Raw genomic sequence first — 24,368 nt, 5'->3', positions numbered from 1 at the left:
TACGCTTTGCTCGTCGGCCGGACATGGTGGGCACCCGGGGCTTACGTTATTCTGCCTGCTTTCCCGCGCGCAGGATGCACCGATCGGGCGTCGCGCCGGCTCGCCCTCGGGCGAGCGCCGGCCGCCGGCCGGGCCGGCTTGGACTTGGCTGGCCAGCATCCCGTCAGTCGTTCGCGGGCCATGAGACGGAGTCCAATGACCACCGACATCCTCCCCTTCGTGCGTGCCTGGGTTTCGCACCCGCTGCGCGTCGCTTCTATCATTCCTTCCGGCGAAGCCCTCGCCGCTCTCATCACCAAGGACATCGACGCGGACACCGGCCCGGTGCTGGAGCTGGGTCCAGGCACCGGGGTATTCACGCGGGCCCTGCTCGCGCGCGGCGTGCCCGAGTCGGCGCTGACGCTCGTGGAATTCGGCGGCGAGTTCTCCCGCATGCTGGAGCGGCGCTTTCCTGCCGCGCAGGTACTGCACATGGACGCCGCCAGGCTCGGTCGCTGCGACGCCCTGGCCAGCCGGCAGATGGGAGCGGTCGTGAGCGGTCTGCCGCTGCTCTCGATGTCGCCGCGCAAGGTCATGGCCATCCTCGGCGGCGTCTTCGCCCACCTGGCGCCGGGCGGCGCGCTGTACCAGTTCACGTACGGGCCGCGCTGTCCGGTCTCGCGCCGGATGCTGGATCGGCTGAGCCTGCGCGCCGTGCGCGTGGGCACCGTGCTGCGCAACATGCCGCCCGCCACGGTTTATCGCATCAGCCGGCGCGGCCCGGCCCGCGGCCACCCGCAGCCGACACCGGTCGCGCCGGCCTGCGGCGAGGCAGAGGTGCACTGAGGATACGCGCAGCAGGAACATGGCGTCGACAGGCCCTGGAGTGCAGGGCCGCACGGGCTTGGTCCTTGCTGCGAGGAGCGCTCACCGGAGGAAGCCACTATGGGTTCGGCCGTCATTTCCTGCCTCGTCTATCGCGATGCGAACGCCATGATCGAATGGCTGCGCACGGCATTCGGCTTCGCCGAGCGCGTGGTCTACCGCAACGACCAGGGCGTGGTCGAACACGCCGAACTCACCCTGGGCGACGGGATGGTGATGCTCGGCAACCGGCGCGATTCCGAGTTCTCCCGCCTGATGGGCGAGCCCGGGACGTTGGGCGCGGTGACGCAGAGCGCCTACCTGGTGGTGGCCGATGCCTACGCCGCGCTGGCGCGCGTGCAGGCGGCCGGCGGCAGCATCGTGAGCCCTCTCAGGCATGACGAGGCGGCGGGCGACCAGTTCGTCTGCCGCGATCCGGAAGGCCATCTCTGGTGCGTGGGCACCTACGACCCCTGGCAGGCCGCGGCTGGCTGAGCCATCTTGGGACCTGGTTGCGGCGCCGCGCTATCCTTGCCGATTTGGGTGAAGAACATGCTCGGATTGCTGCAGCGGGTGGCGCGCGCCAGCGTGCATGTCGAGGGCGAGGAGGTCGGCGCGATCGGGCGCGGGATTCTGCTGCTGGTCTGTGCGGAACCGGACGACGGTGATGCCCAAGTCGATCAACTCTTCGACAAGGTGGTGCGTCTGCGCATCTTCCCGGACGACGAAGGGCGCATGAACCGCAGCCTGCGCGATGTGGACGGCGGCCTGCTTATCGTCAGCCAGTTCACGCTGGCGGCCGACACCCGGCGCGGCACGCGGCCCGGCTTCAGCCGTGCCGCGCCGCCCGAGCGCGCCCGGCGCCTGTACGACCTCCTGGTGCAGCGTGCGCGTGCCCAGGTGTCCCCGGTGGCTTGCGGACGCTTCGGCGCCGACATGCAGGTGTCGCTGGTCAACGACGGGCCGGTGACGATCCCGCTGCAGGTGGGCACGCGCGGCGGCGCCGCGCCGGCGCCGTGACGCCGTGCCGTTCCCGTATGCCGGCGTGCAGCGCTGCCCCATGAACGGCGGCGGCGAACGTCCGGGGCGCGACCTTCAGTCGCACTCCGCCACGCCCGCGCTCACCATCCAGCTCACGCCGAATCTGTCCTTCACCATGCCGAAGGCTTCGGCCCAGAAGGTCTTGGTCATGGGCATGCCGACCTCGCCGCCGGCCGAGAGGGCCGTGAACACGCGCCGGCCTTCCTCCGTGCTCGGCAGCGATACCGCAAGCGAGATCGCCGAGTTGGGCGCTACGTAGCCCATGGCCGGCGGTACGTCGCTGGCCATGATGGCCGCCTCCGGCAGCTTGAGTATCGAGTGCAGCACTTTCTGGCCCCAGGCCGGGTCCTGCTCGGGGCACGACATGTCGGCGGGAGCCTCGGCCCAACGCATGATGTTGAGTTCGCCACCGAACACGCTACGGTAGAACTCCATGGCTTGCTCGCAGTCGCCATTGAAACCCACATACGCTTCGATCTTCATGATGTCGCTCCTGGATGAGGTGGCCGCACGCGCGGACGCTTGTTCCGGGCATAATGTGTACGGTGTCCACAAAGATACCACCGGCCCTGCCGACTGTCTGCAACCGTATGTCCGCCACTGTGTCCGCTACCGCCAAGCCCAGCGCTGTACGCCGCACCTATCGCCACGGCGATCTGCGCCGCGCCCTGATCCAGGCGGGGCTCGAACTGGCACGCCATGGCGGGCCGCAGGCCGTAGTACTGCGCGCGGCCACGCGCGAGGTCGGGGTCGCGCCCAATGCCGCCTACCGGCATTTCGCCGACCATGCCGCCTTGGTGGACGCGGTGCGCGCCGCCGCGCTGGCCGAGGCCGCGCGCGACATGGAAGCGGCGGGCACCGGCCTGTGGCTGGCCCAGCCGGGCCCGGAAGCCGCACGGCGCGCGCTGCGGGCCGTGGGGCAAGGCTATCTGCGTTTCGCCCGGCGCGAACCGGGGCTGTTCAGGACCGCCTTCGCGGGGGTGTTCGGCCCGCAGCCCGGGCGGCCCAGGGACCCTGCGGCGGCGGGGGATTCGGGCTACAACCCGTTCGAATTACTGGCTCGGGCCCTGGACGCAATGGTCGCGGCCGGCATCCTCGAGCCGGCGCGGCGGCCGGGGGCCGAGTACCTGGCCTGGTCGGCCGTGCACGGCATGGCCTGGCTGGCGCTCGAAGGCCCGCTGCGCGGGGCCGAACCTGGCGCCGTGGAGGCTCAGGCCGAGCGCCTGCTCGACATGGTGGAGGCCGGGTTGCCGTGCGTGCGCGCTGTGGGTGGCTGAGCAGAGGCACTGCGTGCGCGAGGCCGTCAAGTGAGGCCGTCAACGCCACCCCCGCCGCATCCCGGGCGCGAGGCAGGCGTGCTGCTCAATGCTTGTGTTCAGGTTTGCCCTTGCGGGGCCCGGACGCCATGCGCTCTAATTCGGCTTTGTCCATCGACTTGTACATGGATTTCGAGGCGCCCTTGAGTTCGCTCTGTTTGCGCTCGCCGCGCTTGGCCGAGAGGGCTGCCCCGGCGGCCATCTGCTGGGCCTTGGATTTGGCTGGCATGATTCTCTCCTTGGATCGGTATGGGTGGGTGGTGCGGCAGGCGCCGCGTGCATTCAGGGCAGCAAGCGACATGCCCCGGAAGGTGCCCGGGTGAGGAGGGCGGGCGCACTGCTCGCGCTCCTGCTGGCAGGCTGTGTGGCGTCCGGCCCCCCGGGGGCGCATCTGGGCACGCCGGGCACCGAGACGATGACGCCGGACCAGCTCGTACAGACGGATTTCAATCGGACGGTGAGCGTGGCCATGCGCGAGAATCTCGCCAGCCTGGACACGCTGCTCGAGAAGCTGTATCGGCGCAATCCGCGCGAATGGCGCAAGTCCGGGCGGCAGAGCCATCTCGAGGCCGTCGGTATCGTGCGTCGCGCCATCGCCGAACAGCGCGCGCCGGCCGACATCGCGGGCCTGCGCGACATCCAGGTCCTCGCCGTGGCGCTCGACCCGGCCTACCAGGGCGACCGTGTCCAGGCGCTCATCTACGGCCTGGCCGATACCATCGTGGCGGCGCATAACGGCAAGACGCGTTTCTACGCCTTCGACGTGCTCAACGGCCAGCATGTCTACAACGCCGCGCGCAACGTCGAAGCCGCGGCCTGGCTGCTCGCCAGCAGGCGCAATGCGGCGGGCGAGCCCCTGCTGTTCGCCAACGAGATCGCCGCCGACGGCGCGAACCTGAGCTTCGAGCGCGAGTTCGGCGCGCTCATCGGCCGCCTGGACCTGATCGCCAGCCTGCTCGGCGAGAATTCGCGCAGGCTGGGCATCAATTACGCGCAGAACCTGCTCTTCTTCGCCTTCCTGCCGGTGCGCTGAGCGCACCGGCACGGCGCGCACGGTCAGCGCGGCAGGGCGTAGGCGATCACGTAGTCGCCGGGCTTGGTTTCCAGCGAGCCGTGGCCGCCGGCGACCACCAGCAGGTACTGCCGCCCATCCTCGCCCACGTAGGTCATGGGCGTGGCCTGGGCGCCGGCGGGCAGGCGCGACTGCCACAGGCGCTCGCCGGTGTCGACGTCGTAGGCGCGTACGTAGTAGTCGATGGTGCCCGACAGAAAGCCGACGCCCGCCGCGGTGATCATCGGACCGCCCAGGCTGGGCACGCCCATGCGAAACGGCAGGGGGATGGGCGAGCGATCGCGCACGGTGCCGTTGCGATGCTTCCAGGCGATCTCGCCGCTCGTGAGGTCGGCGCCGGCCACGTAGCCCCAGGGCGGCGCCTGGCACGGCAGGCTGAGCGGCGACAGGAAGGGCTGCAGCCGCACCGCGTACGGGGCGCCGAAGTTCTCGTTGAGCGAGGGCAGCGAGCCTTGCGCGGTATCCTGACCCTGTACATACAAGGTGGTGTCGTCCTCGCGCGGCACCAGTTGCGACACGAAGGCGAGATGGGTCGGCGTCGCGAACACGATCTGGCGCTGCGGGTCGATGGCCACGCCGCCCCAGTTGAAGGTGCCGAAGTTGCCGGGGTAGACCAGGGTGCCCTCGAGCGAGGGCGGGGTGTAGCGGCCCTCGTAGCGCAGGCGGGCGAGCTGGATGCGGCAGGCGAGCTGGTCGAACATCGTGGCGCCCCACATGTCGCGCCCGGTCAGCGGCGGCGCCGCGAACGACAGGGCGGAGGCGGGCTGGGTGGGCGCGGTGGTGTCGCCTTCGACCGCGCCCTGCGGCGCGGCAACGTCGGCCACTGGCAGAATCGGCTCGCCGCTGCGGCGATCGAGCACGTAGATGTCGCCCTGCTTGGTCGGCTGCACCAGCGCCGGCACGTTCTGTCCGTCCACGACCAGATCGACCAGCGAAGGCTGGGCCGGCACGTCGTAATCCCAGAGGTCGTGGCGCACCGTCTGGAAATGCCAGCGCACGCGTCCGCTGGCCAGTTCCAGGGCCACCACGGACGAGGAGTAGCGGCCCGCTTCGGCGCTGCGGTTGCCGCCCCACTGGTCGGGCGGCTGGTTGCCCATGGGCACGTAGACCAGGCCCAGGCTTTCGTCCACGCTCAGGGGCGCCCAACTGTTGGGCGAATTCGGCGTGTAGGTCTGGCCCGGCGCCAGTGGCTCGGTCGCCTCCGGATTTGCCGAATCCCAGTTCCACAGCAGGGCACCGGTGTGCACGTCGTAGCCGCGCACCACGCCCGACGCTTCGCTGGTGGAGACGTTGTCGAGCACCGTACCCGCGACCACCAGCACGTTGCGCGAGACCACGACCGGCGAGGTCGAGTAGTACGAGCCAGGGTTGACGTTGGGCATGCGGTCCCACAGATTGATCTGGCCGGTGCCGCTGCCGAAGTCGGCGCAGACTGCGCCATCCTCGGGCGAGAGGGCGATGATGCGGCCATCGGCGGTGGGCATGAAGAGCTTGGCACCGCAGTCGTTGCGGGTGCTCTGGGCGTCCGCCGCCGCGACCGGCTGGCCGGGGCGGGTATACGGCGTGGACTGGCCTTGCGCATACGCCCCGGTACCGGGCGGCGCGTTGGTCGGCGCTGCGTCCTGAGGGTCGTCGCCGGCCTGGCTGCCGTCGACGTTGGGACCGCCGGCCACGCCCGTGCTGCGCTCGGCGGCATCGCCTTGCGCGTCCGCCGGCGAGCCCGCGGCTGCCGGCACCAGCAGCGGCGTGGCCGCCGGGCTGCGATCGATGGGAGAGCCGCGGCCATCGTGATAGGACAGGCCGCGGCAGGTCAGGTGCTGCAGCGCGAGCTCGCCCTGGATCAGCGGGTCGTAGCGCCAGAGCTCGTCGCCGCTGGTGGCGTCCAGTGCGATCACCGACTGGTGCGGCGTGCAGAAGATCAGGCGGTTGCCGATCTTCAGCGGCGTGACTTCGAAGGTGGTCTCCTCGGGATCGCCCGGGCGCCCGCGCACGTCGCCCGTCCGGTAGCGCCAGGCCTCGCGCAGATCGCTGACGTTCTGCGGGGTGATCTGGGTCAGCGGCGAATAGCGCTGTCCGTATCCGGTGCGCCCATAGGCGTGCCACTCTCCGGGCGGCACGGCCGGCGCGGCCGGATCCTGGTCCGAGCTGGCGGCTCGCTGGGGTGGCAGCCGGCCGTCGATGTCATGAGGATCGACGAACCAGGACGCGATGGCCACGGCCGCGAACAGGACGAGCGTGCTGCCCAGGGCGACGCAGGCGGCATAGTGCGGCGCCCCGGTCTGCCAGGGGCGCCGAGCGGGTTCGACCGTCTCCGCCGGTGCGGCCGCCGGGTCGATGGCTGTACCGTCGGCCACCCTCGGGGCGATTTCGTCGGTGGGTTCGGCGGGCACCCGGGCGGAGGGCGTGGGCACGGAATGCTGCACCGGCTGGGAGACCGGCACCAGGTCGGTGCGCGGCATGTTCAGGCGCCGCCGGACCCACGGCGTGAGCAGAAACAGGCCGAGCAGAAAGACCACGTCGCCGCGCGCGGCCAGGGGCCACCAGTCCAGCCCCGCCTCCCACAGGCTCCAGACCAGGGTGCACACGGTGAGCCCGGCATGGACCCACAGCGCGCGGGCGTCGCCGCGCGAGAGCAGGATGGCGGTGGCGCCCATGGCGAGGCCGGCTATCAGGTAGAACCAGGATCCGCCGAGTGCGATCAGCCAGACGCCGCCGATCAGCAGCATCAACGCCATGATGGCAAAGACGACGGCGGTGACGATCAACAGTGTCGAGTGTCGCGCTGCCCGCATGTTCTTCCTCCGGTCTCGGTGCTCGCCGGCGCTGGTCGGTCCGGCGTGGCTGAAACCGCTCGTAGCACTTTCGATGCCCACGGCCGCGGCGACACGATGTCAGGGTGCGTCGAGCCGGCCCAGCAGGGCCTGTGCGGCCGCAGGCGCGCGTTCCTTCGCGCCATTGATGACGAAGACGTAGACCTCGCTCGCCTGGCGTGCCCAGCGTGCCGCCTCGCGCGCCAGCTCGTCCAGTTCGTCGTCCGGATAGCCGGTCTCGATCTCGCTGCGCGCGCGCAGCATGCGCGCATAGAACACGCCGCCGCCGGGGTGGCCCGGGATCTGCGGATCGTCGGTATGGGCTACCGCCACGGCGTGACGCTCGGCCAGGGCCTGGCAGCGTTCCGGCGTGAAGCTCGCATGCCTGACCTGCAGCACGTGGTGCAGGCGCCGCTTGCCGACCGTCTGCGGCAGCAGTGCGCAGAAGGCGGCGAGATCGGCCTCGTCGTAGGCGTAGTTGGCGGTGAGCTGCCAGAGGATGGGGCCGAGCTTGGCCTGCAGCGCGTCGATGCCGCTCTCGACGAACGTCGCGATCGCCGGGCCGGCCTCGGCCAGCGTCCGGCGTTGTACGGCATAGCGCGGCGCCTTGAGCGCCAGGCGAAAGCCGGGCGGGGTGGCGGCGTGCCAGCTCGCGTAGGTGTCGCGCGTCTGGGTGCGATAGAAGGTGGCGTTCACCTCGATGGCGCTCAGGCGGCGGCTGGCCCAAGCGAGCTGCTCGCGCTCGGGCAGCCCGGGCGGATAGAAGGTCTCGCGCCAGGGCGCGTAGCGCCAGCCGCCGATGCCCACGCGGATGGCGCCGGGCTTGCGTGCGGTGCTCATCGGTGGCTCCGCTCGAGGGCGCGCTCCTTGCTGGGCGTCGAGGGGCCGCCCGGCGAGCCCGGGCCTGGGGCCGGTTGACGCACAGGGGAATCCAGCGCGTGGACAAGCCCTAGGCAAGCGCGTTGCGTTCGGCGCATGATGCGCGGTGTCGGCAGCCGGGCGCCATGCACTGTGGGCGCCGCGGGCACCACTGGCTTCATCATTGGGAGAATCATGTTGCACCGTCTCGTTGTCCTGGGACCCGCCTTGCTGGCGGGCGTACTGTCCGCCGGCGCGCATGCGCAGTCCGGCGATACCTTGTCGAGCTGTCTGCAGCGCCTGCGCGCGCAGGCGCCCGCGCAGGGCGTGAGCGTGGCGGACTTCGATCGCTACACGCAGAACGTCACGCTCCTGGAGAGCACGGTGCGTGCCGCCAAGAGCCAGCCCGAGCATCGCGACACCTGGTGGGAGTATCTCGCCAAGACGGTCGACCAGGAACGCGTGGACGACGGCAGCAAGGTGCTCGCCGAGCAGGCCGCCGAGCTGGCGCGCATCGAGCAGGCCTACGGCGTGGAGGAGCACGCCCTGGTCGCGATCTTCGGCATCGAGACCAATTATGGACGACAGCTCGGCAAGACGCCGGTGCTGGATGCCTGGGTGACGCGCGCCTGCACGGAATCGAACCGGCTGTGGGCGGCGAATGTCTATGCGGCGATCAAGCTGCTGCGCGACGACGTGGTCCAGCCCGAGCAGTTCGTCGGATCGTGGAGCGGGGCCTTCGGAATGACGCAGTTCATCCCCACCTCGTTCTATGAACTGGCCGCCGACGGCGACGGCGATGGCCGCATCGATCTGTACGGTTCGCTGCCGGATGCGCTGGCCTCGAGCGCCAACCACTTGCGCAAGCGCGGCGTGCGCTGGACGAGCGGGGTGCCGCCCGTGGTGGAGGTGCGCCTGCCCGAGGCCCTGGCCGCGCGGCTGCCCGCCTCGCCGGCCGAGGCCACCCTGGGCGATGACCGGCGCACGCTCGCCCAATGGGTGCAGGCCGGCGTGCGCGCGGCCGACGGCGCGGCCCTGGCGGGCTCGGCGAAGGAGGCCCAGGCCTATCTGTTCGCGCCTGCCGGCCGCGATGGCCCGGTGTTTCTTGCAACGCGGAATTTCGACGCCATATTGCATTACAACCGCTCGCCGCGTTATGCCCTGGCGGTCAGCCTGCTCGTGAACCGCCTGTCCGGCGGGAGCGGGTTGACCACGCCCTGGCCGACCGACGACCCCGGCCTGTCGCGCGCCGAGATCCGCGAGCTGCAGCAGCGGCTGCTGGATCGAGGCCACGACGTCGGCGTCGCCGACGGCATCCCCGGCGCGCGCACCCGCGAGGCCATCGAGGCCGAGCAGGCGCGCCTGGGGCTGCCGGTCGACGGCCGGCCCGGCATGAAGGCCCTGCAGGCATTGCGCCGCGCAGGCGCCTGAGTCCGGGGCAGGGCGGTGCCGGGGCGACGACACCCGGCACCGCCCGCAACGCGCGCGGGTTCAGCCATGGTCGTCTTTTTTCGAGGAACGGGCAGCCGGCATGGCGCCGGCCGCCAGGGCCGAACGGCCCTATCAGGAGGCCTTACATGAAGAACAACGATCCGCGTGCGTGGATGTGGTCGGACGCAGTCCAGATGCTGGCGCGCGCCGAACGCATGCACCGGCAGATGTTCCAGCCGGTGGCCGGACGCCGTACGGCGCGCGCGCCGGCCTGGGAACCCCCCGTGGATGTACTCGAAACGCAGGACGCGCTGCTCGTGCTGGCCGCGCTGCCGGGCGTCGATCCCGAACACATCCAGGTCACGATAGACAACGGCGTGCTCGTCATTGCCGGCGAGCGCGTGCGTCCGCCCGAACTGGACGTCGCCGTCATCCATCGCCTGGAACTGCCCCAGGGGCGCTTCGAGCGTCGCCTGGCGCTGCCCGCCGGCCGCTTCGAAGTGCGGCGCCCGGCTGTCGTCAACGGCTGCTTGACCATCGTCCTGCGCAAGCTGGCCTGATCGCGGAGACCCCATGTCCGATCAAAATCCGAATTTCACGGCCGCCGGCCAGACCGGCGGCGCTCAAGCGCGCGGGCCCGAGCTCGGGCCCGACGAACTCATCATTCTCCCGGTGCGCAACTTCGTGCTGTTTCCCGGCGTCGTGATGCCGGTGATCGCCGGGCGCGCGTCCTCGGTCGCCGCGGCCCAGGAAGCGGTGCGCCGCGGTCTGCCGGTCGGCATCCTGATGCAGCGCGATGCCGCCGAGGAGGAGGCCACCGCCCTCGGCATGCACCGCATCGGCGTGAGCGCCAACGTGCTGCGCTTCGTCACCGCGCCGGACGGCACCCATCACCTCATCGCCGAAGGCCAGCAGCGCTTCTTCGTCGAGAGCTTCGTGCGCGAGAAGCCCTACATGATCGCCAAGGTACGCCGCATCGAGGAGCCCGAAGGCGTGGGCGAGCCCGACATCGAGGCGCGCTTCATGAACCTGCGCTCGCAGGCGGTCGAAGCGCTGCAGCTCCTGCCGCAGACGCCGCCCGAACTGCTGGCGGCGGTGAACGGCGCGAACTCGGCCTCGTCCCTGACCGACCTGGTCGCGGCCTATCTCGACGTGGAAACCGACGTCAAGCAGGACATCCTGCAGACGATCGACCTGGCCCAGCGCATGGACAAGGTCGCCAAGCTGCTCGCCCAGCGCATCGAGGTGATGCGCCTCTCGCACGAGATCGGCAAGCAGACCAAGGCCTCGCTGGACGAGCGCCAGCGCGAGGTGCTCCTGCGCGAGCAGATGGCCGCGATCCAGAAGCAGTTGGGCGAGGACGAGGGCAAGAACCAGGAGCTCGCCGACCTGGGCGAGGCGATCGGCAAGGCCGGCATGCCCGAGGACGTCGAGAAGATGGCAAAGAAGGAGCTGCGCCGCCTCGAGCGCATGCCCGATGCCTCGGCCGAGTACGGCATGATCCGCACGTATCTCGATACCCTGATCGAACTGCCCTGGGCCGAGCCCGTGGACCCGCCGATCGACATCGACGAAGCGCGCCGCGTGCTCGACGAGGACCACTACGGCCTGGACAAGATCAAGAAGCGCATCATCGAGTTCCTGGCCGTGCGCAAGCTCGCGCCCACAGGCAAGGCGCCCATCCTGTGCTTCGTCGGGCCGCCCGGCGTGGGCAAGACCTCGCTCGGCCAGTCGATCGCCAGGGCCATGGGCCGCAAGTTCGTGCGCGTGAGCCTGGGCGGCGTACATGACGAGGCGGAGATCCGCGGCCACCGCCGCACCTATGTCGGCGCCATGGCGGGCAACATCATCCAGGGCATCCGCAAGGTCGGCGAGCGCAACTGCGTCATGATGCTCGACGAGATCGACAAGATGGGCTCGGGCGTGCATGGCGACCCGGCCGCGGCGATGCTCGAAGTGCTCGATCCGGAGCAGAACGGCACCTTCCGCGACAACTACCTCGGCGTGCCGTTCGACCTGTCGCGCGTGGTGTTCATCGCCACCGCGAACATGCTCGAATCCATCCCGGGCCCGCTGCGCGACCGCATGGAAGTCATCGGCCTGGGCGGCTACACCGACGAAGAGAAGCTGCAGATCGCCAAGCGCTACCTGGTGCCGCGCGCGCGCAGAACCAACGGGCTGGGCGACGAGCAGGCGTCGATCACCGACGAGGCGGTGGTGCGCATCATCCGCCACTACACGCGCGAGGCGGGCGTGCGCAACCTCGAGCGCGAGATCGCAAGGGCCTTTCGGCGCACCGCGGTCGAGTTCGCGCAGGGGCACACCGAGCCGGTGGCCATCGGCGTGGCGCAACTGCACGATCTGCTCGGCGCGGAGCGCTTCGAGGACGAGGTGGCGATGCGCGTGAGCGTGCCGGGCGTGGCCACGGGCCTGGCCTGGACGCCGGTGGGCGGCGACATCCTCTTCATCGAGGCGGCGCGCGTGCCGGGTTCGGGACGCCTGCAGCTCACCGGGCAACTGGGCGACGTGATGCGCGAGAGCGCGCAGGCGGCGATGAGCCTGGTCAAGTCGCGCGCGGGATCGCTGGGCATCGAGAGCGCTGCGCTCGAAAAGAGCGACATCCATGTGCACGTGCCGGCCGGGGCGATTCCCAAGGACGGCCCGAGCGCGGGGGTGGCGATGTACACCGCGCTGGTCTCGGCGCTCACCGGACGTACCGTGCGCGCGGATACGGCGATGACGGGCGAGATCAGCCTGCGCGGGCTGGTCCTGCCGGTCGGCGGCATCAAGGAGAAGGTGATCGCCGCCGACCGTGCCGGCATCACGCGGGTGATGCTGCCGGCGCGCAACCGGCGCGACTACGAGGAGATCCCCGAGGACGTGCGCAACCGGCTGGCCTTCATCTGGCTGGAGACGGTCGACCAGGCCATCGCGAACGCGCTGGAGACCGCCCCTGCGGCAGCCTCGCCCAGCCCGGCGCTGGACGAGGCCGAAGCCCAGGCCTGAAGCCGGGACGCCAGACCGCCGCGCAGACGCCACACCGGCGCCTGCGCGATCCGCCGCGGCACAGGCGCCGGCCGGCAGGGCATGCTATCTGCTGGCCGGTGTCTTCTTGCGTCCGCGCGCGGCACACCGCGCGCTCCCCGAGCGGAGAACCGTATGACCTCAGGCAGTACAAAACCTCTTTCCCCCACCGGAGCGTCGGCCGCCGAGGCGGCCTGGCGTGACGGCCATGGTGTCATCCAGCACGGCAAGACGACCGTCGCGCGCATCGTGCCGCTGGCGCAGCGGCTGGTGGCCGAGGGCCGCGCGGCGGACGAGGATGCGGTGTACCGCGTTCTCGCCGCGGCCGACCGGCTGGCCAGCGCGGCGATGTGGCTGGTCGTGCACATGACCTACGCGCGCCGTGTCGACCCGGACGGTGCGCTGCTCGCCGCGGCCGACTTCAAGCCCGACCCGGAAGGGCACACGGGCGGCGCCCTGAACATGGTCATGGCGTACGTCGGCTACCTGGCCGCCAACGCGCTGAGCGGCAGCACGCGCTCCTGGCTCATGGGGCAGGGCCATTGCGTGGCGGCCATCGAGGCCGTGAACGTGCTGGTGGGCAATCTCTCGCCCGCCCAGGTGGGGCGCTACGATCGCACGGCCCGGGGCATGAGCCAGCTATGCCAGGATTTCTACTCTTATGCCCAGGGCCCCGACGGCGCGCCGGCCACCCCGCTGGGCAGCCACGTCAATGCGAACACCGCGGGCGGCATCCTGGAGGGCGGCTATCTCGGCTTTGCCGAGGTGCAATACACCCACATGCCGCTCAAGGGCGAGAGCCTGGTCGCTTTCCTGAGCGATGGCGCGTTCGAGGAGCAGCGTGGCAGCGACTGGTCGCCGCGCTGGTGGCGCGCTAGCGACAGCGGCGCGCTGCTGCCGATCATGGTACTGAACGGAAGGCGCATCGAGCAGCGCACGGAGATCGTGCAGGGCGGCGGCGCCCCCTGGCTCAGCCGCCACCTGCAGTTGAACGGCTTCGAGCCGATCGAGCTCGACGGGCAGGACCCGGCCGCCTACGCCTGGGTCATCCTGGAAATGGAGAGCCGGCTGCGCGACATCGAGCGCCAGCTCGACGCCGGCGAGGCGGGCTACCCGGTGCCCTTGCCCTATGCCATCGCCAAGTGCGAAAAGGGCTACGGCTTTCCCGGCGCGGGCACCAACCGGGCGCACAACCTGCCGCTGTCCGGCAACCCGTCGGTGGACGACGCGGCGCGCCAGGAATTCAACACCGGCGCCGCCGCGCTGCACGTGCCGCCGGCAGCGCTGGAGGAGGCTGTGCAGGCGCTGAACCAGCACCGGGCGCAGGGGCGGGTGCGCGAGGGCGATCATCCGCTCGCCCGGCGCCGCGTGCCGCTGCCCACCGCGCCGGCGCCTGGCTGGGTCGAGCCCGACGGCGCCAGCGGCTCGCCCATGCAGGCCCTGGACCGCTATTTCATCGACCTGGTCCGCGCCAATCCGCAATTGCGTGTGCGCGTGGGCAACCCCGACGAGTTGCGCAGCAACCGCATGGGCGGCACCCTCGATCTGCTCAAGCACCGCGTCAACCAGCCCGAGGCGGACGGCCCGGAAAGCCTGGACGGCTCGGTCATCACGGCCTTGAACGAGGAGGCGGTGATCGGCGCGGCGCTCGGCAACAAGGGCGGCCTGAGCCTGGCCGTCACCTACGAGGCCTTCGCCGTGAAGATGCTGGGCGCGCTGCGCCAGGAGATCATCTTCACGCGCCACCAGCGCCTGGCCGGCCAGGCGCCGGGGTGGATCGGCGTTCCGCTGGTGCTGACCTCGCACACCTGGGAGAACGGCAAGAACGAGCAGTCGCACCAGGACCCGACCCTGGCCGAGGCCCTGCTGGGCGAGATGTCGGACACCGCGCGCGTGCTGTTCCCGGTCGACGAGAACAGCGCCGTCGCGGCCATGCGGCTGATCTACGAAACCCATGCCGTGATCGGCGCGCTGGTCGTGCCCAAGCGCGCCGTGCCGCGCCTGCTCTCCGGCGAACAGGCCCAGATCGCGTGCCGCCGGGGCGCCGTGGACGTGGGCGTGACCGAGGGCACGCCCGTGGTGCAACTGGTCGCGGTCGGCGCCTACCAGCTCGACGAAGCCGTGCGCGCCGCCCGGCGGCTGGCCGAGCGCGGCTGCCCGGCCCGCGTCACGGCGGTGATCGAACCGGGCCGCCTGCGCACGCCGCGCGACGAGCTCGAAAGCGAGTTCGTCCTGGGCCATCACGATCTGCAGAGCTGCTTTCCCGCCGAATTGCCCCGGGTCCTCGTCTCGCACGTGCGCCCCGAGCCGCTGCTCGGCACGCTGCGGCGCATCGACGGCGGGCCGCAGCGCATGCGCGCGCTCGGCTATGCCAACCGCGGTGGCACGCTGGACGTGCAGGGCATGCTGTTCGCGAACCGCTGCACCTGGGCGCATGTGGTGGATGCAGCCGCCGCGGTCATGGGGCTGCCGCGCGAGCGGCTGCTCGAGCCGGCGGAGGTCGTGGCCGTGGACGGGGTGGGCGACCCCGGCGTGTTGCGGCATGAATGAAGCGGATGGCCGGACGGCGACCGGAGGCGACGGGCCGGCTGGCCCGTTTGCGTAGGCGGGCCGCGGGCGGTGAGGGCGGGGTAAGCTAGGGCCTCCCGAGGGCCCAGCGCCGGCCCCGGTCCTCCATCCGTCCAACCCATCCGTCTCGTTCGCCATGTCCGACTCCGCAAGCTTGCCGCCCCACCACCATGCCCTGCTGCTGACCCCGCGCGAAATGGCGCTGGCCGACCAGGCGGCGATTGCCGCCGGCGTGCCCGGCGCACGCCTGATGGCGGCCGCGGGCAAGGCGGTGGCCGACGCCATCTGCACCCGCTGGTCGCCGCGGCGCGTCACCGTGCTGTGCGGCCCCGGCAACAACGGCGGCGACGGCTTCGTGATCGCGTGCCGGCTGCGCGAGGCCGGCTGGCAGGTGCGCCTGGCCCTGCTCGGCGATCGGGCCGCCTTGCCGCCCGACGCCGCCCTGCATGCCCGCGAATGGCCGGGCGCGGTCGAACCGCTCGAGCCGGCCTGCGTCGGCGACGCCGAACTGGTGGTCGATGCGATCTTCGGCGCGGGTCTGTCGCGCCCGCTGGACGGCGCGGCCAAGGCCACGCTGCAGGCGGCCGAGCGGCTGGGCGTGCCGCTGTGCGCGGTCGACACGCCCAGCGGCCTGGATGGGGAAAGCGGCAACCTGTCGGGCTATACGCCGCATGCCGCGCTCACCGTCACCTTCTTCCGGCGCAAGCCGGGCCACCTCCTGCTGCCGGGCCGCGAGCACTGCGGCGAACTGGTGGTGGCCGACATCGGCATCCCGCCCGAGGCGCTGGGCGCCGTCGGGCGGCAGGCGCCCTTGCAGTGCTGGGCGAACGGGCCCCGGGTCTGGCGCGAGGCGTTTCCCTGGCCGCGGGCGCAGGGCCACAAATACCAGCGCGGGCACGTGCTGGTCGCGGGCGGCGCGCTGATGACCGGCGCCGCGCGGCTGGCGGCGCGCGCGGCGCAGCGCGTGGGCGCGGGACTGGTCACGGTGGCCGCGCCGGCCGCGGTCTGGCCGGTGTATGCGAGCGCGCTGGAGAGCATCATCGTCGCGCGTGTGGAGAGCGACGCCGACTTTGCCGGGCTTGCCGCGGACCCGCGCAAGAACGCGTTGCTGGTCGGTCCCGGCGCGGGCGCCGACGAGAGCACCCGGCGCCAGGCCCTGGCCGCGCTGGCCGCGGGCCGCGCCACCGTGCTCGACGCGGATGCCCTCACGGTGTTCGCGCGCGATCCGCGCACGCTGTTCGACGCGGTCCAGGGGCCGACGGTACTCACGCCCCACGACGGCGAGTTCGCCCGTTTGTTCGCGGCCGCCGGGGACAAGCTGTCCCGCGCGCGCAAGGCCGCGCGCGAAAGCGGCTGCGTGCTGGTGCTCAAGGGCGGCGATACGGTCGTCGCCGCGCCGGACGGCCGCGCGCTGGTCAATGCCCACGCGCCCGCCACGCTCGCCACCGGCGGCACCGGCGACGTGCTGGCGGGCATGATCGCCGGTTTGCTGGCCCAGGGCATGCCGGCGTTCGAGGCGGCCGGGGCGGCCGTGTGGCTGCATGGGGAGGCGGCCTATGCGTTCGGTCCCGGCCTGGTCGCCGACGACCTGCCGGCACACCTGCCGCAGGCTTTGGGCACACTGGCGCGCTGGCAGCCGCACTGAGGCCGCTCGGCGCGCTTGGCCGTGGAGGAAGGCGGCGCGCGCGGCCAGGACGGTGAGACATGGGCGCCGGCCGCAACCCGGGCCGCCTGGCCGATGCTTGGTTCGCTGCCCGTGCCGTGCATGTATACAATGCCTCATCGTCGCACCTCTCCAGGTGGCGCAAGGAGATCCCATGGCCGGCAAACCCGCAGGCGCCGCCCTGCGCAGCGTGTCCGATGCTGCCGAGGCGGGCGGTTCGCAGACCCTCAAGGCCCAGCTCGGGCTGCGCGAACTGATCCTCGATGGCGAACTCGCCGCGGGCGAACGCATTTCCGAGCTGTGGGTGGTCGAGCGTCTCGGCGTGTCGCGCACGCCGGTGCGCGCGGCCTTGCTGCGCCTGCTGGATGAAGGGTTTCTCGACCCCATCCCGTCCGGCGGCTACGCGGTGCGCGCGTTCAGCGAGGCCGATGTGCGCGATGCCATCGAGATGCGCGGCACCCTGGAGGGCATGGCGGCGCGTCTGGCCGCCGAGCGCGGGGTGCCGGCGCGCGTGCTGCATGCCATGCACGCGGTCGTCGAGGACATCGATGCGGTGCTGGCGGACGACTTGAGCGAGGCGGGCTTTGCACGCTATGTCGCCTTGAACGAGCGTTTTCACCGCCTGCTGGCGGGCGCCTGCGGCAGCGCCGTCGTCGAGCGCCAGATCGACAAGGCCGTGCGCCTGCCGTTCGCTTCGCCCAGCGGTTTCGTCATGGTGCAGTCGGCGGGCAGCGACGCGCGCGAGGTGCTGGTGCTCGCCCAGGCGCAGCATCGGGCGGTGCTCGACGCGATCGTGCATCGCGAGGGCGCACGGGCCGAGGCGCTCATGCGCGAGCACGCACGGATCGCGCTGCGCAATCTCGAGCGCGCCTTCGACAGCCATGCCGCCATGGGCCGGCTGCAGGGCGGGGCGCTGATCCGGCGCGCCGGACGCCAGGCGTAGCGGGGTCTCTGTATACATCGAGCTGCCGTTCTTGAGTGCCGCGTTGCCTCGCGCCCATTTCCGACACGAGCCATTGTGATTGGTTCGTTCATATATTCAATAGGTTGCTGTCGGAATTCATCTTGATGGCGGGCCAAGGCTGGTCTCGAATCCGGAAACCCTTCTTGACGCTGTACTTTTTTTGTATACAATAACGCGAACAGAACCGGCCACGGTCAGCGCGTCCAGCCGCGCCGGCCTCGAGCCGCGGCCGCCGCGCCATGCGGCGCACTCCGGAGGAGACACATGCATCCCAAGAACGCCTGGTACGTCGCCTGTACCCCCGACGAGTTCGCCGATAAACCGCTGGGCCGGCGCATCTGTGGCCAGCCCCTGGTCTTCTTCCGCGGGGAGGGCGGCAAGGTGAGCGCGCTGGAGGACTTCTGTCCGCACCGCGGTGCGCCGCTGTCGCTCGGCTTCGTGCGCGAGGGCAAGCTGGTGTGCGGCTACCATGGCCTGGCGGTGGCGCCGGACGGGCGCTGCGCGCACATGCCGGCGCAGCGCGTGCGCGGCTTTCCCTCGGTGCGCAGGGTGCCGGCGATCGAACGCTACGGCTTCGTGTGGGTCTGGCCGGGCGATCCGGCCCTGGCGGACGAGGCCCTGGTGCCCCGGCTGGTGTGGGGCGACAACCCAGAATGGGCCTACGGCGGCGGCCTCTACCACATCCAGTGCGACTACCGCCTGATGGTCGACAACCTGATGGATCTCACGCACGAGACCTACGTGCACGCCAGCAGCATCGGCCAGCCCGAGATCGAGGAGGCCGCGCCGCAGACCCGCGTCGAGGGCGACACGGTGATCACCAGCCGCCACATGCACAACATCATGCCGCCGCCGTTCTGGGCCGCGGCCTTGCGCGGCAACGGGCTGGCCGACGATGTCCCCTGCGATCGCTGGCAGATCTGCCGCTTTTCCCCGCCCAGCCACGTCATGATCGAGGTCGGCGTCGCGCATGCGGGCAAGGGCGGCTACGACGCCGACCCGCAATACAAGGCGTCGAGCATCGTGGTGGACTTCCTCACGCCCGAGACCGACACGTCGATGTGGTACTTCTGGGGCATGGCGCGCAACTTCAAGCCCGGGGACGCCGCGCTCACCGAGACCATCCGGGCCGGCCAGGCCAGGATCTTCGCCGAAGACCTGGACATGCTCGAGGCGCAGCAGCGCAATCTGCTCGCGTATCCTGAGCGGCGGGTGCTCAGTCTGAACATCGACGCCGGCGGCGTGCAGTCGCGCAAGATCATCGAGCGCATCGTCATGGCCGAGCAGGCCATGGCCCAGGCGGTGGCGACGGCCTAGCCGGCCGTGCGGCGCCCGCCTGCGCCAGCGGCAGCGCGTCCTGGCAGCGTCGCGGCGGTTGGGGCGCCGCCATGTGCGCGGTAATATCGCTCGTTGCCTCCGATCACCTGCCCGCAGGCGAGCCCACGGCCCGCCGGCTTCCTGCAACCATGAAAGCTCAAATCCTCAAGAAAACCGACGCTGCGCTGGACATCTGCACCTTCGAGCTGGGCTCGCCGGACGGCAAGCCGCTGCCCGCGTTCTCCGCGGGCGCACACATCGACGTGCACCTGGGCGAAGACCTGGTCCGCCAGTATTCACTGTGCAATCACCCCGATGCCTCGGGACGCTACGTGATCGGCGTATTGCTCGATCCCGCGTCGCGCGGCGGCTCCAGGGCCATGCACGCGCTCAAGGAAGGCGACATCCTCGAGATCAGCGAGCCGCGCAACCACTTTCCCCTGCACGGCAGCGCCGAGCACTCGATCCTGCTCGCCGGCGGTATCGGCATCACGCCCATCCTGTGCATGGCCGAGCGTCTCGCCAACATCGGCGCGTCGTTCGAGATGCACTATTGCACGCGCTCGCCGGAACGCACGGCGTTTCGCGAGCGCCTGGCGGCGGACGACTTCCAGGCCTGCTGCCGCGTGTATCACGATTCCAGGCCTGAGGCCGGCAAGCTGGACCTCGCCGCCGTGCTGGGCGCGCCGGCACCCGGCAAGCATCTCTACGTGTGCGGGCCCGGCGGCTTCATCGACGCGGTGCTGAGCGCGGGCCGCGCGGCCGGCTGGGCAGAGGACAACCTGCATCGGGAGTACTTCGCCAACGTCGTGCAGGCCGAGGCGGGCGACGGCCCGTTCCAGGTCAAGATCGCGAGCAGCGGCCAGGTGATCGACATCGCCGCCGACCAGAGCATCACCGACGCGCTGGCCGCCGCGGGCGTGGACATCCCCGTTTCGTGCGAGCAGGGCGTGTGCGGCACCTGCCTCACCAACGTGCTGGAAGGCGTGCCGGATCACCGCGACCTCTATCTCACCGACGAAGAGCGCGAAGCGAACGACCAGATGCTGCCCTGCTGTTCGCGCGCCAAGTCGTCGATGCTCGTGCTGGATCTCTGAGCGACGGCGGGCGCGCCCGGCGAGGCGCGAGGTGCGAACAGGCCCCGGCTACAGCGTGTCGAAACGCTCGTAGCGCCGCTCGCTCAGCTCGGTCTCGCTCGTCACGTCGGCCACCCGCGCGGGCGGCGGGCCGTGGCGCATCCATTCGAGCATGCGGTCGATCTGGTCCGGTTCGCCCTGGATCACGGCCTCGACCGAGCCGTCGTCGTCGTTGCGAACCCACCCCGTGATCTTGAGCTGGTGCGCCTGGCGAGTGGTGGCGGCGCGATAGCCCACGCCTTGCACGACGCCGGTGACGCGTACGCGCAGGGTTTCTCGCGGCTGGCCTTGTGTGGCGGATCGGGTCATGGCTGCTCCGGTGTCCGGGTCGGGGCGGAATGGGCGTCGCCGTCGTCGCGGGCGGCCGAGGCGGCCACGCCCGCGGCTGCGGCGCTCGCCACGGCGGCGACCTCGGAATTCGTCGCGGCCTCTTCATTGCCGCCGCGCGACTCGGAGCTCGCCATCCAGGCGATCAGCGACGAGCGCATGGCTTCTTCCACGCTCATCTCGAGCGGCTGCACCCATTCGCTGGGCACGAAGATCGTATAGCCGCCGATCATGTAGCCCATGGGCAGGTACACGGCCACCCGCGCGCCCGGCAGAAAGCCCTCCGGCAGCCCCTCGGTGCCGGTGCGCGTGACCAGGCCGACCACCTCGATGGGCTGGCCGGGTACGCGCAGCACCACGACCTGCTGGTTGGCCGGCTTGCCGCTGTTGGGCGAGAAGTAGTCGGCGAAGCTCTTGAGCGACGAATAGATGCTCTTGATCACCGGCGTGTTCATGAAGGGCCGCTCCATGAAGGCCACAATGGTGCGCACGCGCTGCTTGGTGACGAGATAGCCGATCAGCAGGATGCTGATGACACCCAGGGCCAGGCCCATGCCCGGTACGTAGAAGCCGCCGATGAAAGGCCGCAGCAATCCCAGGGCGACGTTCTCCGTCCACACCAGGAAGACATACAGCAGGTAGATGGTCAGGGCGACCGGCAGGATCGTGATCAGCCCCGTGAAAAAGTAAACCGAAAGTCGCTTCATCATCGATAGATAACTCCAGCGGCAGCCTGTTCCCGCGGGCGCCGCCGTGCGAGCATAGCAGCACTGGCTGACACCCGCTTGACACAGGCTGTCGCACTGTCGGGGGCGTCTGCGGATATGATCTGTGCCTCTCTTTCTGTGCGAGGCCGCCGCTTGCCGGACATGTCGTATCCCACGTCGCGACGCGCACGCAGCGGGCGTGCCTGCTGCTGGCTCGCCTGGCTGCTGGTGCTGTGCTGCTGGCTCGCGCCGGTGCACGCGCAGGATGCGCCGACGGCCGACGTGCAGCAGAGCCTGGACGCGGCCCGCGCGCAGGTCGACAAGGCCCGCACCGCCCTGCGCAGCGACGATGTGACCGACGCCGAACTGCAGGCGCTGCGCGAGGCCATGCAGGAGGTGCAGTCCGAGGCGGCCAGCGCGGTCGATGCGCTCGATCCGCAATTGAACAGCGTGCGGGCGCGTCTCGAGGAACTCGGGCCGCCGTCGCCCGACACCAAGGAAGCGCCGGACATCGCCAAGCAGCGCAAGGAGCTGCAGGCCAGCCACGGTGCGCTCGACGGGCAGCTCAAGCTCGCCCGCCTGCTGGTGGTCGAGAGCGAACAGGTGGCGAGCCAGATCGCGGCCAAGCGCCGCGCCGGCTTTCAGGCCCAGCTCGGCGAACGCATCGCGCCCGTGTTCGACGGCGAATTCTGGGCCGAGGTGCGCGAGGAACTGCCGGGCGATCTGGTGCGCCTGGAGTCGTTGTTCGCCTCGGCCGGGCTGGCCGTGCGCGCGCTGCCCGCGCCTGTGCTGGCCGCGCTCACCCTGGCCGCGTTGGGCGTGGTCGGCCTGCGTTGGTGGCTGGGCCGTGCGCTGCTCACGCTCACCGCGCACCGCGTGCCGGCGGGACGCTTGCGCCGTTCGTTCCGGGCGGTGGCGGTGGTGGCGCTGTCCACCGGCACACCGGTGCTCCTGCTGGTGCTGATCCGGGTGCTGCTCGAGCGCGAAGCCGTGGCGGCGGACACTGCCGCCGGGGTGCTCGGCGGCATCATGGCCGCGCTCGCCTTCGGCGGCTACGTGGTGGGCCTGGGCCAGGCCCTGCTCTCGCCGCAGCGGCCGTCGTGGCGCCTGCCGGCGGTGCCCGACCTGCTCGCGCGCCGCGCGCGCTGGTTCCCGTGGGGGCTCGCCATCGTGCTGGTGGCGATCTGGCTCACCGAGCGTGTGCTCGCGGCCATCGACGCCAATCTGCTCACGGCCGTGCTGCTCAACGCGGTCCTCGCGGGCGCGCTGAGCCTGGTGATGATCGTGGCGCTCTGGCAGGGCGAGCGGGTGCGCCTGAAGGCGCGCCGCCAGCCCGAGGACGAGCGCCAGGCGGCTTACGCGCTGCCGTGGTGGCTGGCGCTGATGATGAGCGCCGCCTGGATCGTGCTGGGCCTGGTCGTCGTGTGCCTGTTGACGGGCTATGTGGCGCTCGCCAGTTTCGTTGCCAAGCAGCTTGCCTGGACCTTGATCGTACTGTGCTCGGCCTACCTGCTCGCCGTCGTGATCGACGACGCGCTGCACACGCTGGCCGGTGGACGCGAAGGCGATGCCCAGGGCGTGGGGCGGCGCAGCCAGGCGGTGGTGATGGTCTCGGGCTTCGCGCGCGTCTTCATCCTGCTCGCCGCGCTGGCCATGGTCGCCGCGCCCTTCGGGCAGGGGCCGAGCGAACTGGTCGGCCGCCTCGGCCTGATCGGCCGCGGCCTGACGATCGGCGCCGTCACCCTGCGTCCGGTCGCGCTGCTGCATGCCGCGCTGGTCCTGGTGCTCTGCCTGGTCGTGCTCGGCGTGCTCAAGCGCTGGCTGGCCGACCGCTTCCTGCCCACCACCGGCATGGACGAAGGCATGCGCGGGTCGGCCGCCACGCTGTTCGGTTACGTCGGCGCGGTGGTGGCCGTGGCGCTGGCCCTGATCGCCGCCGGCATCGGTCTGGAGCGCGTGGCCTGGGTGGCGAGCGCCTTGTCGGTGGGCATCGGCTTCGGGCTGCAGGCGGTGGTGCAGAACTTCGTGTCGGGCCTGATCCTGCTCGCCGAGCGGCCGGTGCGGGTGGGCGACTGGGTGGCCATCGGCGGCGTGGAGGGCGACATCCGCAGGATCAACGCGCGCGCCACCGAGATCCAGATGGGCGACCAGTCCACGCTGATCGTGCCGAATTCGGAGTTCATCACCAAGGCCGTGCGCAACGTGACCTACACCAATGCGATAGGCCTGGTCAGCTTCAAGCTGCCGCTGCCGGTGCAAACCGATCCGGAACTGGTGCGCGAGGTCGTGCTAGCCGCGTTCGAGGCGCACGAGGACGTGCTGGAAGCGCCGGAGCCCGCGCTCTTCATCGATGGCCTGGACGGCCGGCATCTGGTGTTCAACGCCAGCGGCTACGTCAGCTCGCCGCGCATCGCCTACCGCACGCGCAGCGCCTTGCTGTTCGCCATCGTCAAGGCCCTGCGCGAGCGCGGGGTATCGCTCGCGGCGCCCGAGACCGAGCCGTCGCCGGTTGGCGCGGGCGCTAGGAGAGATTGACCGGGCCGCCTTGCAGGGCCGCGGCGAGCGCCGTGGCCTGCCAGCCGGTGTCGATGCGATCGAAGCGCAGGGGATGGGCATTGCCGAGCAGCGTGGGGGTGACCGGCACCGAGAGCAGGGCGGCGAGCACGTACAGGGTGCCGCCATGGGCCACGACGAGCACCGGCCCGGGCTGCAGCAGCGCCTGCTCGAGCGCGTCGCGCGTGCGTTCGACGAACAGGTCCAGGGTCTCGCCCTGGGCGGGGCGGCAGTCCCAATCCAGGTCGGCCGAGGAGCTGCCGATCAGTTCGCCGAAGTGGCGCTCGCGCAGGCCTTGCGCGCCGTTCGGGGTGAGTACGTGGTGGGCGGCGACGATGCTCGCCGTGTGGTGCGTGCGCGCCACGTCGCTGCAGACGATGGTGGCGATCGGCTCCCTGGCCAGCGCCTTGCCCGCGGCTTCGGCCTGGGCAATGCCGGTGGCGTTGAGCGGCTCTTCGTACGATTGGAAGATCCGGCGCGCGTTGCATTCGGTCTGCCCGTGGCGCAGGAAGTAGAAGCGTTCGGTCTGCGGCGCGAGCTGTAGCCCGCTGGCGATTTCGAGGAGCCGGTTCAGGCCGCGGTGGGCGGCGACGGTGGAGGGCGAGGCAAGAGGATGGGCGGACATCGGGTCGGTTCGTGACGTGGGCGGGAGCCTTCGATTCTTGCCGATCCGGCGCCCTGTGCCAAGTCGCGCCGCGGCGCCGGCTTGGCCGGCCCATTGGTGGTGCCCTGTAAAAC

The 24,368-nt window shown here is 70.9% G+C and carries 21 protein-coding genes; 14 read left to right on the top strand and 7 right to left on the bottom strand.

From position 1 onward, the window contains the following. Window positions 1-195 precede the first annotated feature (195 nt). The 3 genes from FOZ76_RS04330 (at window position 196) to dtd (ending at window position 1,863) form a co-directional block, all read left to right on the top strand. Window positions 196-825: a class I SAM-dependent methyltransferase gene (locus FOZ76_RS04330; RefSeq protein ID WP_143946902.1), complete on the top strand. Its 630-nt coding sequence runs from the start codon at window positions 196-198 to the stop codon at window positions 823-825. 99 nt (window positions 826-924) lie between these two features. Further along, window positions 925-1,338, top strand: coding sequence for a VOC family protein (locus FOZ76_RS04325; RefSeq protein ID WP_143946901.1), 414 nt, complete (start codon window positions 925-927; stop codon window positions 1,336-1,338). Window positions 1,339-1,395: 57 nt separating this feature from the next. Then, window positions 1,396-1,863: a D-aminoacyl-tRNA deacylase gene (gene dtd, locus FOZ76_RS04320; RefSeq protein WP_143946900.1), complete on the top strand. Its 468-nt coding sequence runs from the start codon at window positions 1,396-1,398 to the stop codon at window positions 1,861-1,863. Between the two features lie 75 nt (window positions 1,864-1,938). Here dtd and FOZ76_RS04315 read toward each other — a convergent pair whose 3' ends face one another. Further along, the gene (locus tag FOZ76_RS04315) at window positions 1,939-2,367 is read right to left on the bottom strand and encodes a VOC family protein (RefSeq protein WP_143946899.1); all 429 of its coding nucleotides are present in this window, start codon (window positions 2,365-2,367) and stop codon (window positions 1,939-1,941) included. 107 nt (window positions 2,368-2,474) lie between these two features. On the opposite strand from FOZ76_RS04315, the gene FOZ76_RS04310 reads away from it, so the two are divergent. Then, complete coding sequence (locus tag FOZ76_RS04310) at window positions 2,475-3,161, top strand: TetR/AcrR family transcriptional regulator (RefSeq protein WP_143946898.1); 687 nt, start codon at window positions 2,475-2,477, stop codon at window positions 3,159-3,161. Between the two features lie 85 nt (window positions 3,162-3,246). Here the strand turns inward: FOZ76_RS04310 and FOZ76_RS04305 are convergent, their stop codons facing one another. Next, complete coding sequence (locus FOZ76_RS04305) at window positions 3,247-3,429, bottom strand: DUF3008 family protein (RefSeq protein ID WP_143946897.1); 183 nt, start codon at window positions 3,427-3,429, stop codon at window positions 3,247-3,249. Window positions 3,430-3,564: 135 nt separating this feature from the next. Here FOZ76_RS04305 and FOZ76_RS04300 point away from each other — a divergent pair, with 135 nt between their 5' ends. Next, complete coding sequence (locus FOZ76_RS04300) at window positions 3,565-4,233, top strand: hypothetical protein (RefSeq protein WP_246129283.1); 669 nt, start codon at window positions 3,565-3,567, stop codon at window positions 4,231-4,233. Between the two features lie 23 nt (window positions 4,234-4,256). Here the strand turns inward: FOZ76_RS04300 and FOZ76_RS04295 are convergent, their stop codons facing one another. Together FOZ76_RS04295 and FOZ76_RS04290 are read right to left on the bottom strand one after the other, a co-directional pair. Further along, window positions 4,257-7,064: a PQQ-binding-like beta-propeller repeat protein gene (locus FOZ76_RS04295; protein ID WP_246129282.1), complete on the bottom strand. Its 2,808-nt coding sequence runs from the start codon at window positions 7,062-7,064 to the stop codon at window positions 4,257-4,259. Window positions 7,065-7,163: 99 nt separating this feature from the next. Continuing rightward, a complete protein-coding gene (locus FOZ76_RS04290; RefSeq protein WP_143946895.1) occupies window positions 7,164-7,922 on the bottom strand; it encodes a DUF72 domain-containing protein in 759 nt (252 codons plus the stop codon). A gap of 213 nt (window positions 7,923-8,135) precedes the next feature. Between FOZ76_RS04290 and FOZ76_RS04285 the strand changes: the two genes are divergently transcribed. The 8 genes from FOZ76_RS04285 to FOZ76_RS04250 all read left to right on the top strand — a co-directional run bounded on the left by FOZ76_RS04285 (window position 8,136) and on the right by FOZ76_RS04250 (window position 20,004). Continuing rightward, window positions 8,136-9,371, top strand: a complete 1,236-nt coding sequence (locus FOZ76_RS04285) for a lytic murein transglycosylase (RefSeq protein WP_246129281.1) — start codon at window positions 8,136-8,138, stop codon at window positions 9,369-9,371. 146 nt (window positions 9,372-9,517) lie between these two features. Continuing rightward, entirely contained in the window at window positions 9,518-9,931 is a 414-nt protein-coding gene (locus FOZ76_RS04280) for an Hsp20/alpha crystallin family protein (protein WP_143946893.1), read from the top strand. Between the two features lie 13 nt (window positions 9,932-9,944). Then, window positions 9,945-12,377, top strand: a complete 2,433-nt coding sequence (lon, locus tag FOZ76_RS04275; RefSeq protein ID WP_143946892.1) for an endopeptidase La — start codon at window positions 9,945-9,947, stop codon at window positions 12,375-12,377. 153 nt (window positions 12,378-12,530) lie between these two features. Beyond that, window positions 12,531-14,945: a phosphoketolase family protein gene (locus FOZ76_RS04270; RefSeq protein ID WP_143946891.1), complete on the top strand. Its 2,415-nt coding sequence runs from the start codon at window positions 12,531-12,533 to the stop codon at window positions 14,943-14,945. Window positions 14,946-15,099: 154 nt separating this feature from the next. After that, window positions 15,100-16,608 (top strand): NAD(P)H-hydrate dehydratase, encoded by a 1,509-nt coding sequence (locus FOZ76_RS04265; RefSeq protein WP_143946890.1) that lies wholly within the window; start codon window positions 15,100-15,102, stop codon window positions 16,606-16,608. A 172-nt stretch (window positions 16,609-16,780) separates the two neighbouring features. Continuing rightward, window positions 16,781-17,569 (top strand): GntR family transcriptional regulator, encoded by a 789-nt coding sequence (locus FOZ76_RS04260; RefSeq protein ID WP_143946889.1) that lies wholly within the window; start codon window positions 16,781-16,783, stop codon window positions 17,567-17,569. Between the two features lie 285 nt (window positions 17,570-17,854). Further along, complete coding sequence (locus FOZ76_RS04255) at window positions 17,855-18,907, top strand: aromatic ring-hydroxylating oxygenase subunit alpha (protein WP_143946888.1); 1,053 nt, start codon at window positions 17,855-17,857, stop codon at window positions 18,905-18,907. Window positions 18,908-19,056: 149 nt separating this feature from the next. Beyond that, window positions 19,057-20,004 carry a PDR/VanB family oxidoreductase gene (locus FOZ76_RS04250; protein ID WP_143946887.1) on the top strand — a complete coding sequence of 316 codons (948 nt, stop codon included), beginning with the start codon at window positions 19,057-19,059 and terminating at the stop codon, window positions 20,002-20,004. A 48-nt stretch (window positions 20,005-20,052) separates the two neighbouring features. On the opposite strand, the gene FOZ76_RS04245 is transcribed toward FOZ76_RS04250, so the two are convergent. Together FOZ76_RS04245 and FOZ76_RS04240 are read right to left on the bottom strand one after the other, a co-directional pair. Next, window positions 20,053-20,352: an acylphosphatase gene (locus tag FOZ76_RS04245; RefSeq protein ID WP_143946886.1), complete on the bottom strand. Its 300-nt coding sequence runs from the start codon at window positions 20,350-20,352 to the stop codon at window positions 20,053-20,055. After that, window positions 20,349-21,077, bottom strand: coding sequence for a DUF502 domain-containing protein (locus FOZ76_RS04240; protein ID WP_143947062.1), 729 nt, complete (start codon window positions 21,075-21,077; stop codon window positions 20,349-20,351). The genes FOZ76_RS04245 and FOZ76_RS04240 overlap by 4 nt, the downstream gene beginning before the upstream one ends. 162 nt (window positions 21,078-21,239) lie before the next feature. Here FOZ76_RS04240 and FOZ76_RS04235 point away from each other — a divergent pair, with 162 nt between their 5' ends. Then, window positions 21,240-23,612, top strand: coding sequence for a DUF3772 domain-containing protein (locus FOZ76_RS04235; protein ID WP_170235289.1), 2,373 nt, complete (start codon window positions 21,240-21,242; stop codon window positions 23,610-23,612). Here FOZ76_RS04235 and FOZ76_RS04230 read toward each other — a convergent pair. Next, window positions 23,599-24,255, bottom strand: coding sequence for a histidine phosphatase family protein (locus FOZ76_RS04230; protein WP_143946884.1), 657 nt, complete (start codon window positions 24,253-24,255; stop codon window positions 23,599-23,601). The genes FOZ76_RS04235 and FOZ76_RS04230 overlap by 14 nt on opposite strands. Window positions 24,256-24,368 lie beyond the last annotated feature (113 nt).

The sequence above is a fragment of the Verticiella sediminum genome, assembly GCF_007558815.1.
Classification (GTDB): Bacteria; Pseudomonadota; Gammaproteobacteria; order Burkholderiales; family Burkholderiaceae_B; genus Verticiella; species Verticiella sediminum.
Note: the sequence above shows the minus strand (reverse complement) of the source record. Positions and strands in the feature narration are given on the sequence as shown.

Bases quoted from the DNA above. Each gene is read 5' to 3' on its own strand.
- FOZ76_RS04330 (WP_143946902.1), top strand. From the start codon at position 196: ATGACCACCGACATCCTCCCCTTCGTGCGTGCCTGGGTTTCGCACCCG.
- FOZ76_RS04325 (WP_143946901.1), top strand. From the start codon at position 925: ATGGGTTCGGCCGTCATTTCCTGCCTCGTCTATCGCGATGCGAACGCC.
- dtd (WP_143946900.1), top strand. From the start codon at position 1,396: ATGCTCGGATTGCTGCAGCGGGTGGCGCGCGCCAGCGTGCATGTCGAG.
- FOZ76_RS04315 (WP_143946899.1), bottom strand. From the start codon at position 2,367: ATGAAGATCGAAGCGTATGTGGGTTTCAATGGCGACTGCGAGCAAGCC.
- FOZ76_RS04310 (WP_143946898.1), top strand. From the start codon at position 2,475: ATGTCCGCCACTGTGTCCGCTACCGCCAAGCCCAGCGCTGTACGCCGC.
- FOZ76_RS04305 (WP_143946897.1), bottom strand. From the start codon at position 3,429: ATGCCAGCCAAATCCAAGGCCCAGCAGATGGCCGCCGGGGCAGCCCTC.
- FOZ76_RS04295 (WP_246129282.1), bottom strand. From the start codon at position 7,064: ATGCGGGCAGCGCGACACTCGACACTGTTGATCGTCACCGCCGTCGTC.
- FOZ76_RS04290 (WP_143946895.1), bottom strand. From the start codon at position 7,922: ATGAGCACCGCACGCAAGCCCGGCGCCATCCGCGTGGGCATCGGCGGC.
- FOZ76_RS04285 (WP_246129281.1), top strand. From the start codon at position 8,136: ATGTTGCACCGTCTCGTTGTCCTGGGACCCGCCTTGCTGGCGGGCGTA.
- FOZ76_RS04280 (WP_143946893.1), top strand. From the start codon at position 9,518: ATGAAGAACAACGATCCGCGTGCGTGGATGTGGTCGGACGCAGTCCAG.
- lon (WP_143946892.1), top strand. From the start codon at position 9,945: ATGTCCGATCAAAATCCGAATTTCACGGCCGCCGGCCAGACCGGCGGC.
- FOZ76_RS04270 (WP_143946891.1), top strand. From the start codon at position 12,531: ATGACCTCAGGCAGTACAAAACCTCTTTCCCCCACCGGAGCGTCGGCC.
- FOZ76_RS04265 (WP_143946890.1), top strand. From the start codon at position 15,100: ATGTCCGACTCCGCAAGCTTGCCGCCCCACCACCATGCCCTGCTGCTG.
- FOZ76_RS04260 (WP_143946889.1), top strand. From the start codon at position 16,781: ATGGCCGGCAAACCCGCAGGCGCCGCCCTGCGCAGCGTGTCCGATGCT.
- FOZ76_RS04255 (WP_143946888.1), top strand. From the start codon at position 17,855: ATGCATCCCAAGAACGCCTGGTACGTCGCCTGTACCCCCGACGAGTTC.
- FOZ76_RS04250 (WP_143946887.1), top strand. From the start codon at position 19,057: ATGAAAGCTCAAATCCTCAAGAAAACCGACGCTGCGCTGGACATCTGC.
- FOZ76_RS04245 (WP_143946886.1), bottom strand. From the start codon at position 20,352: ATGACCCGATCCGCCACACAAGGCCAGCCGCGAGAAACCCTGCGCGTA.
- FOZ76_RS04240 (WP_143947062.1), bottom strand. From the start codon at position 21,077: ATGAAGCGACTTTCGGTTTACTTTTTCACGGGGCTGATCACGATCCTG.
- FOZ76_RS04235 (WP_170235289.1), top strand. From the start codon at position 21,240: ATGTCGTATCCCACGTCGCGACGCGCACGCAGCGGGCGTGCCTGCTGC.
- FOZ76_RS04230 (WP_143946884.1), bottom strand. From the start codon at position 24,255: ATGTCCGCCCATCCTCTTGCCTCGCCCTCCACCGTCGCCGCCCACCGC.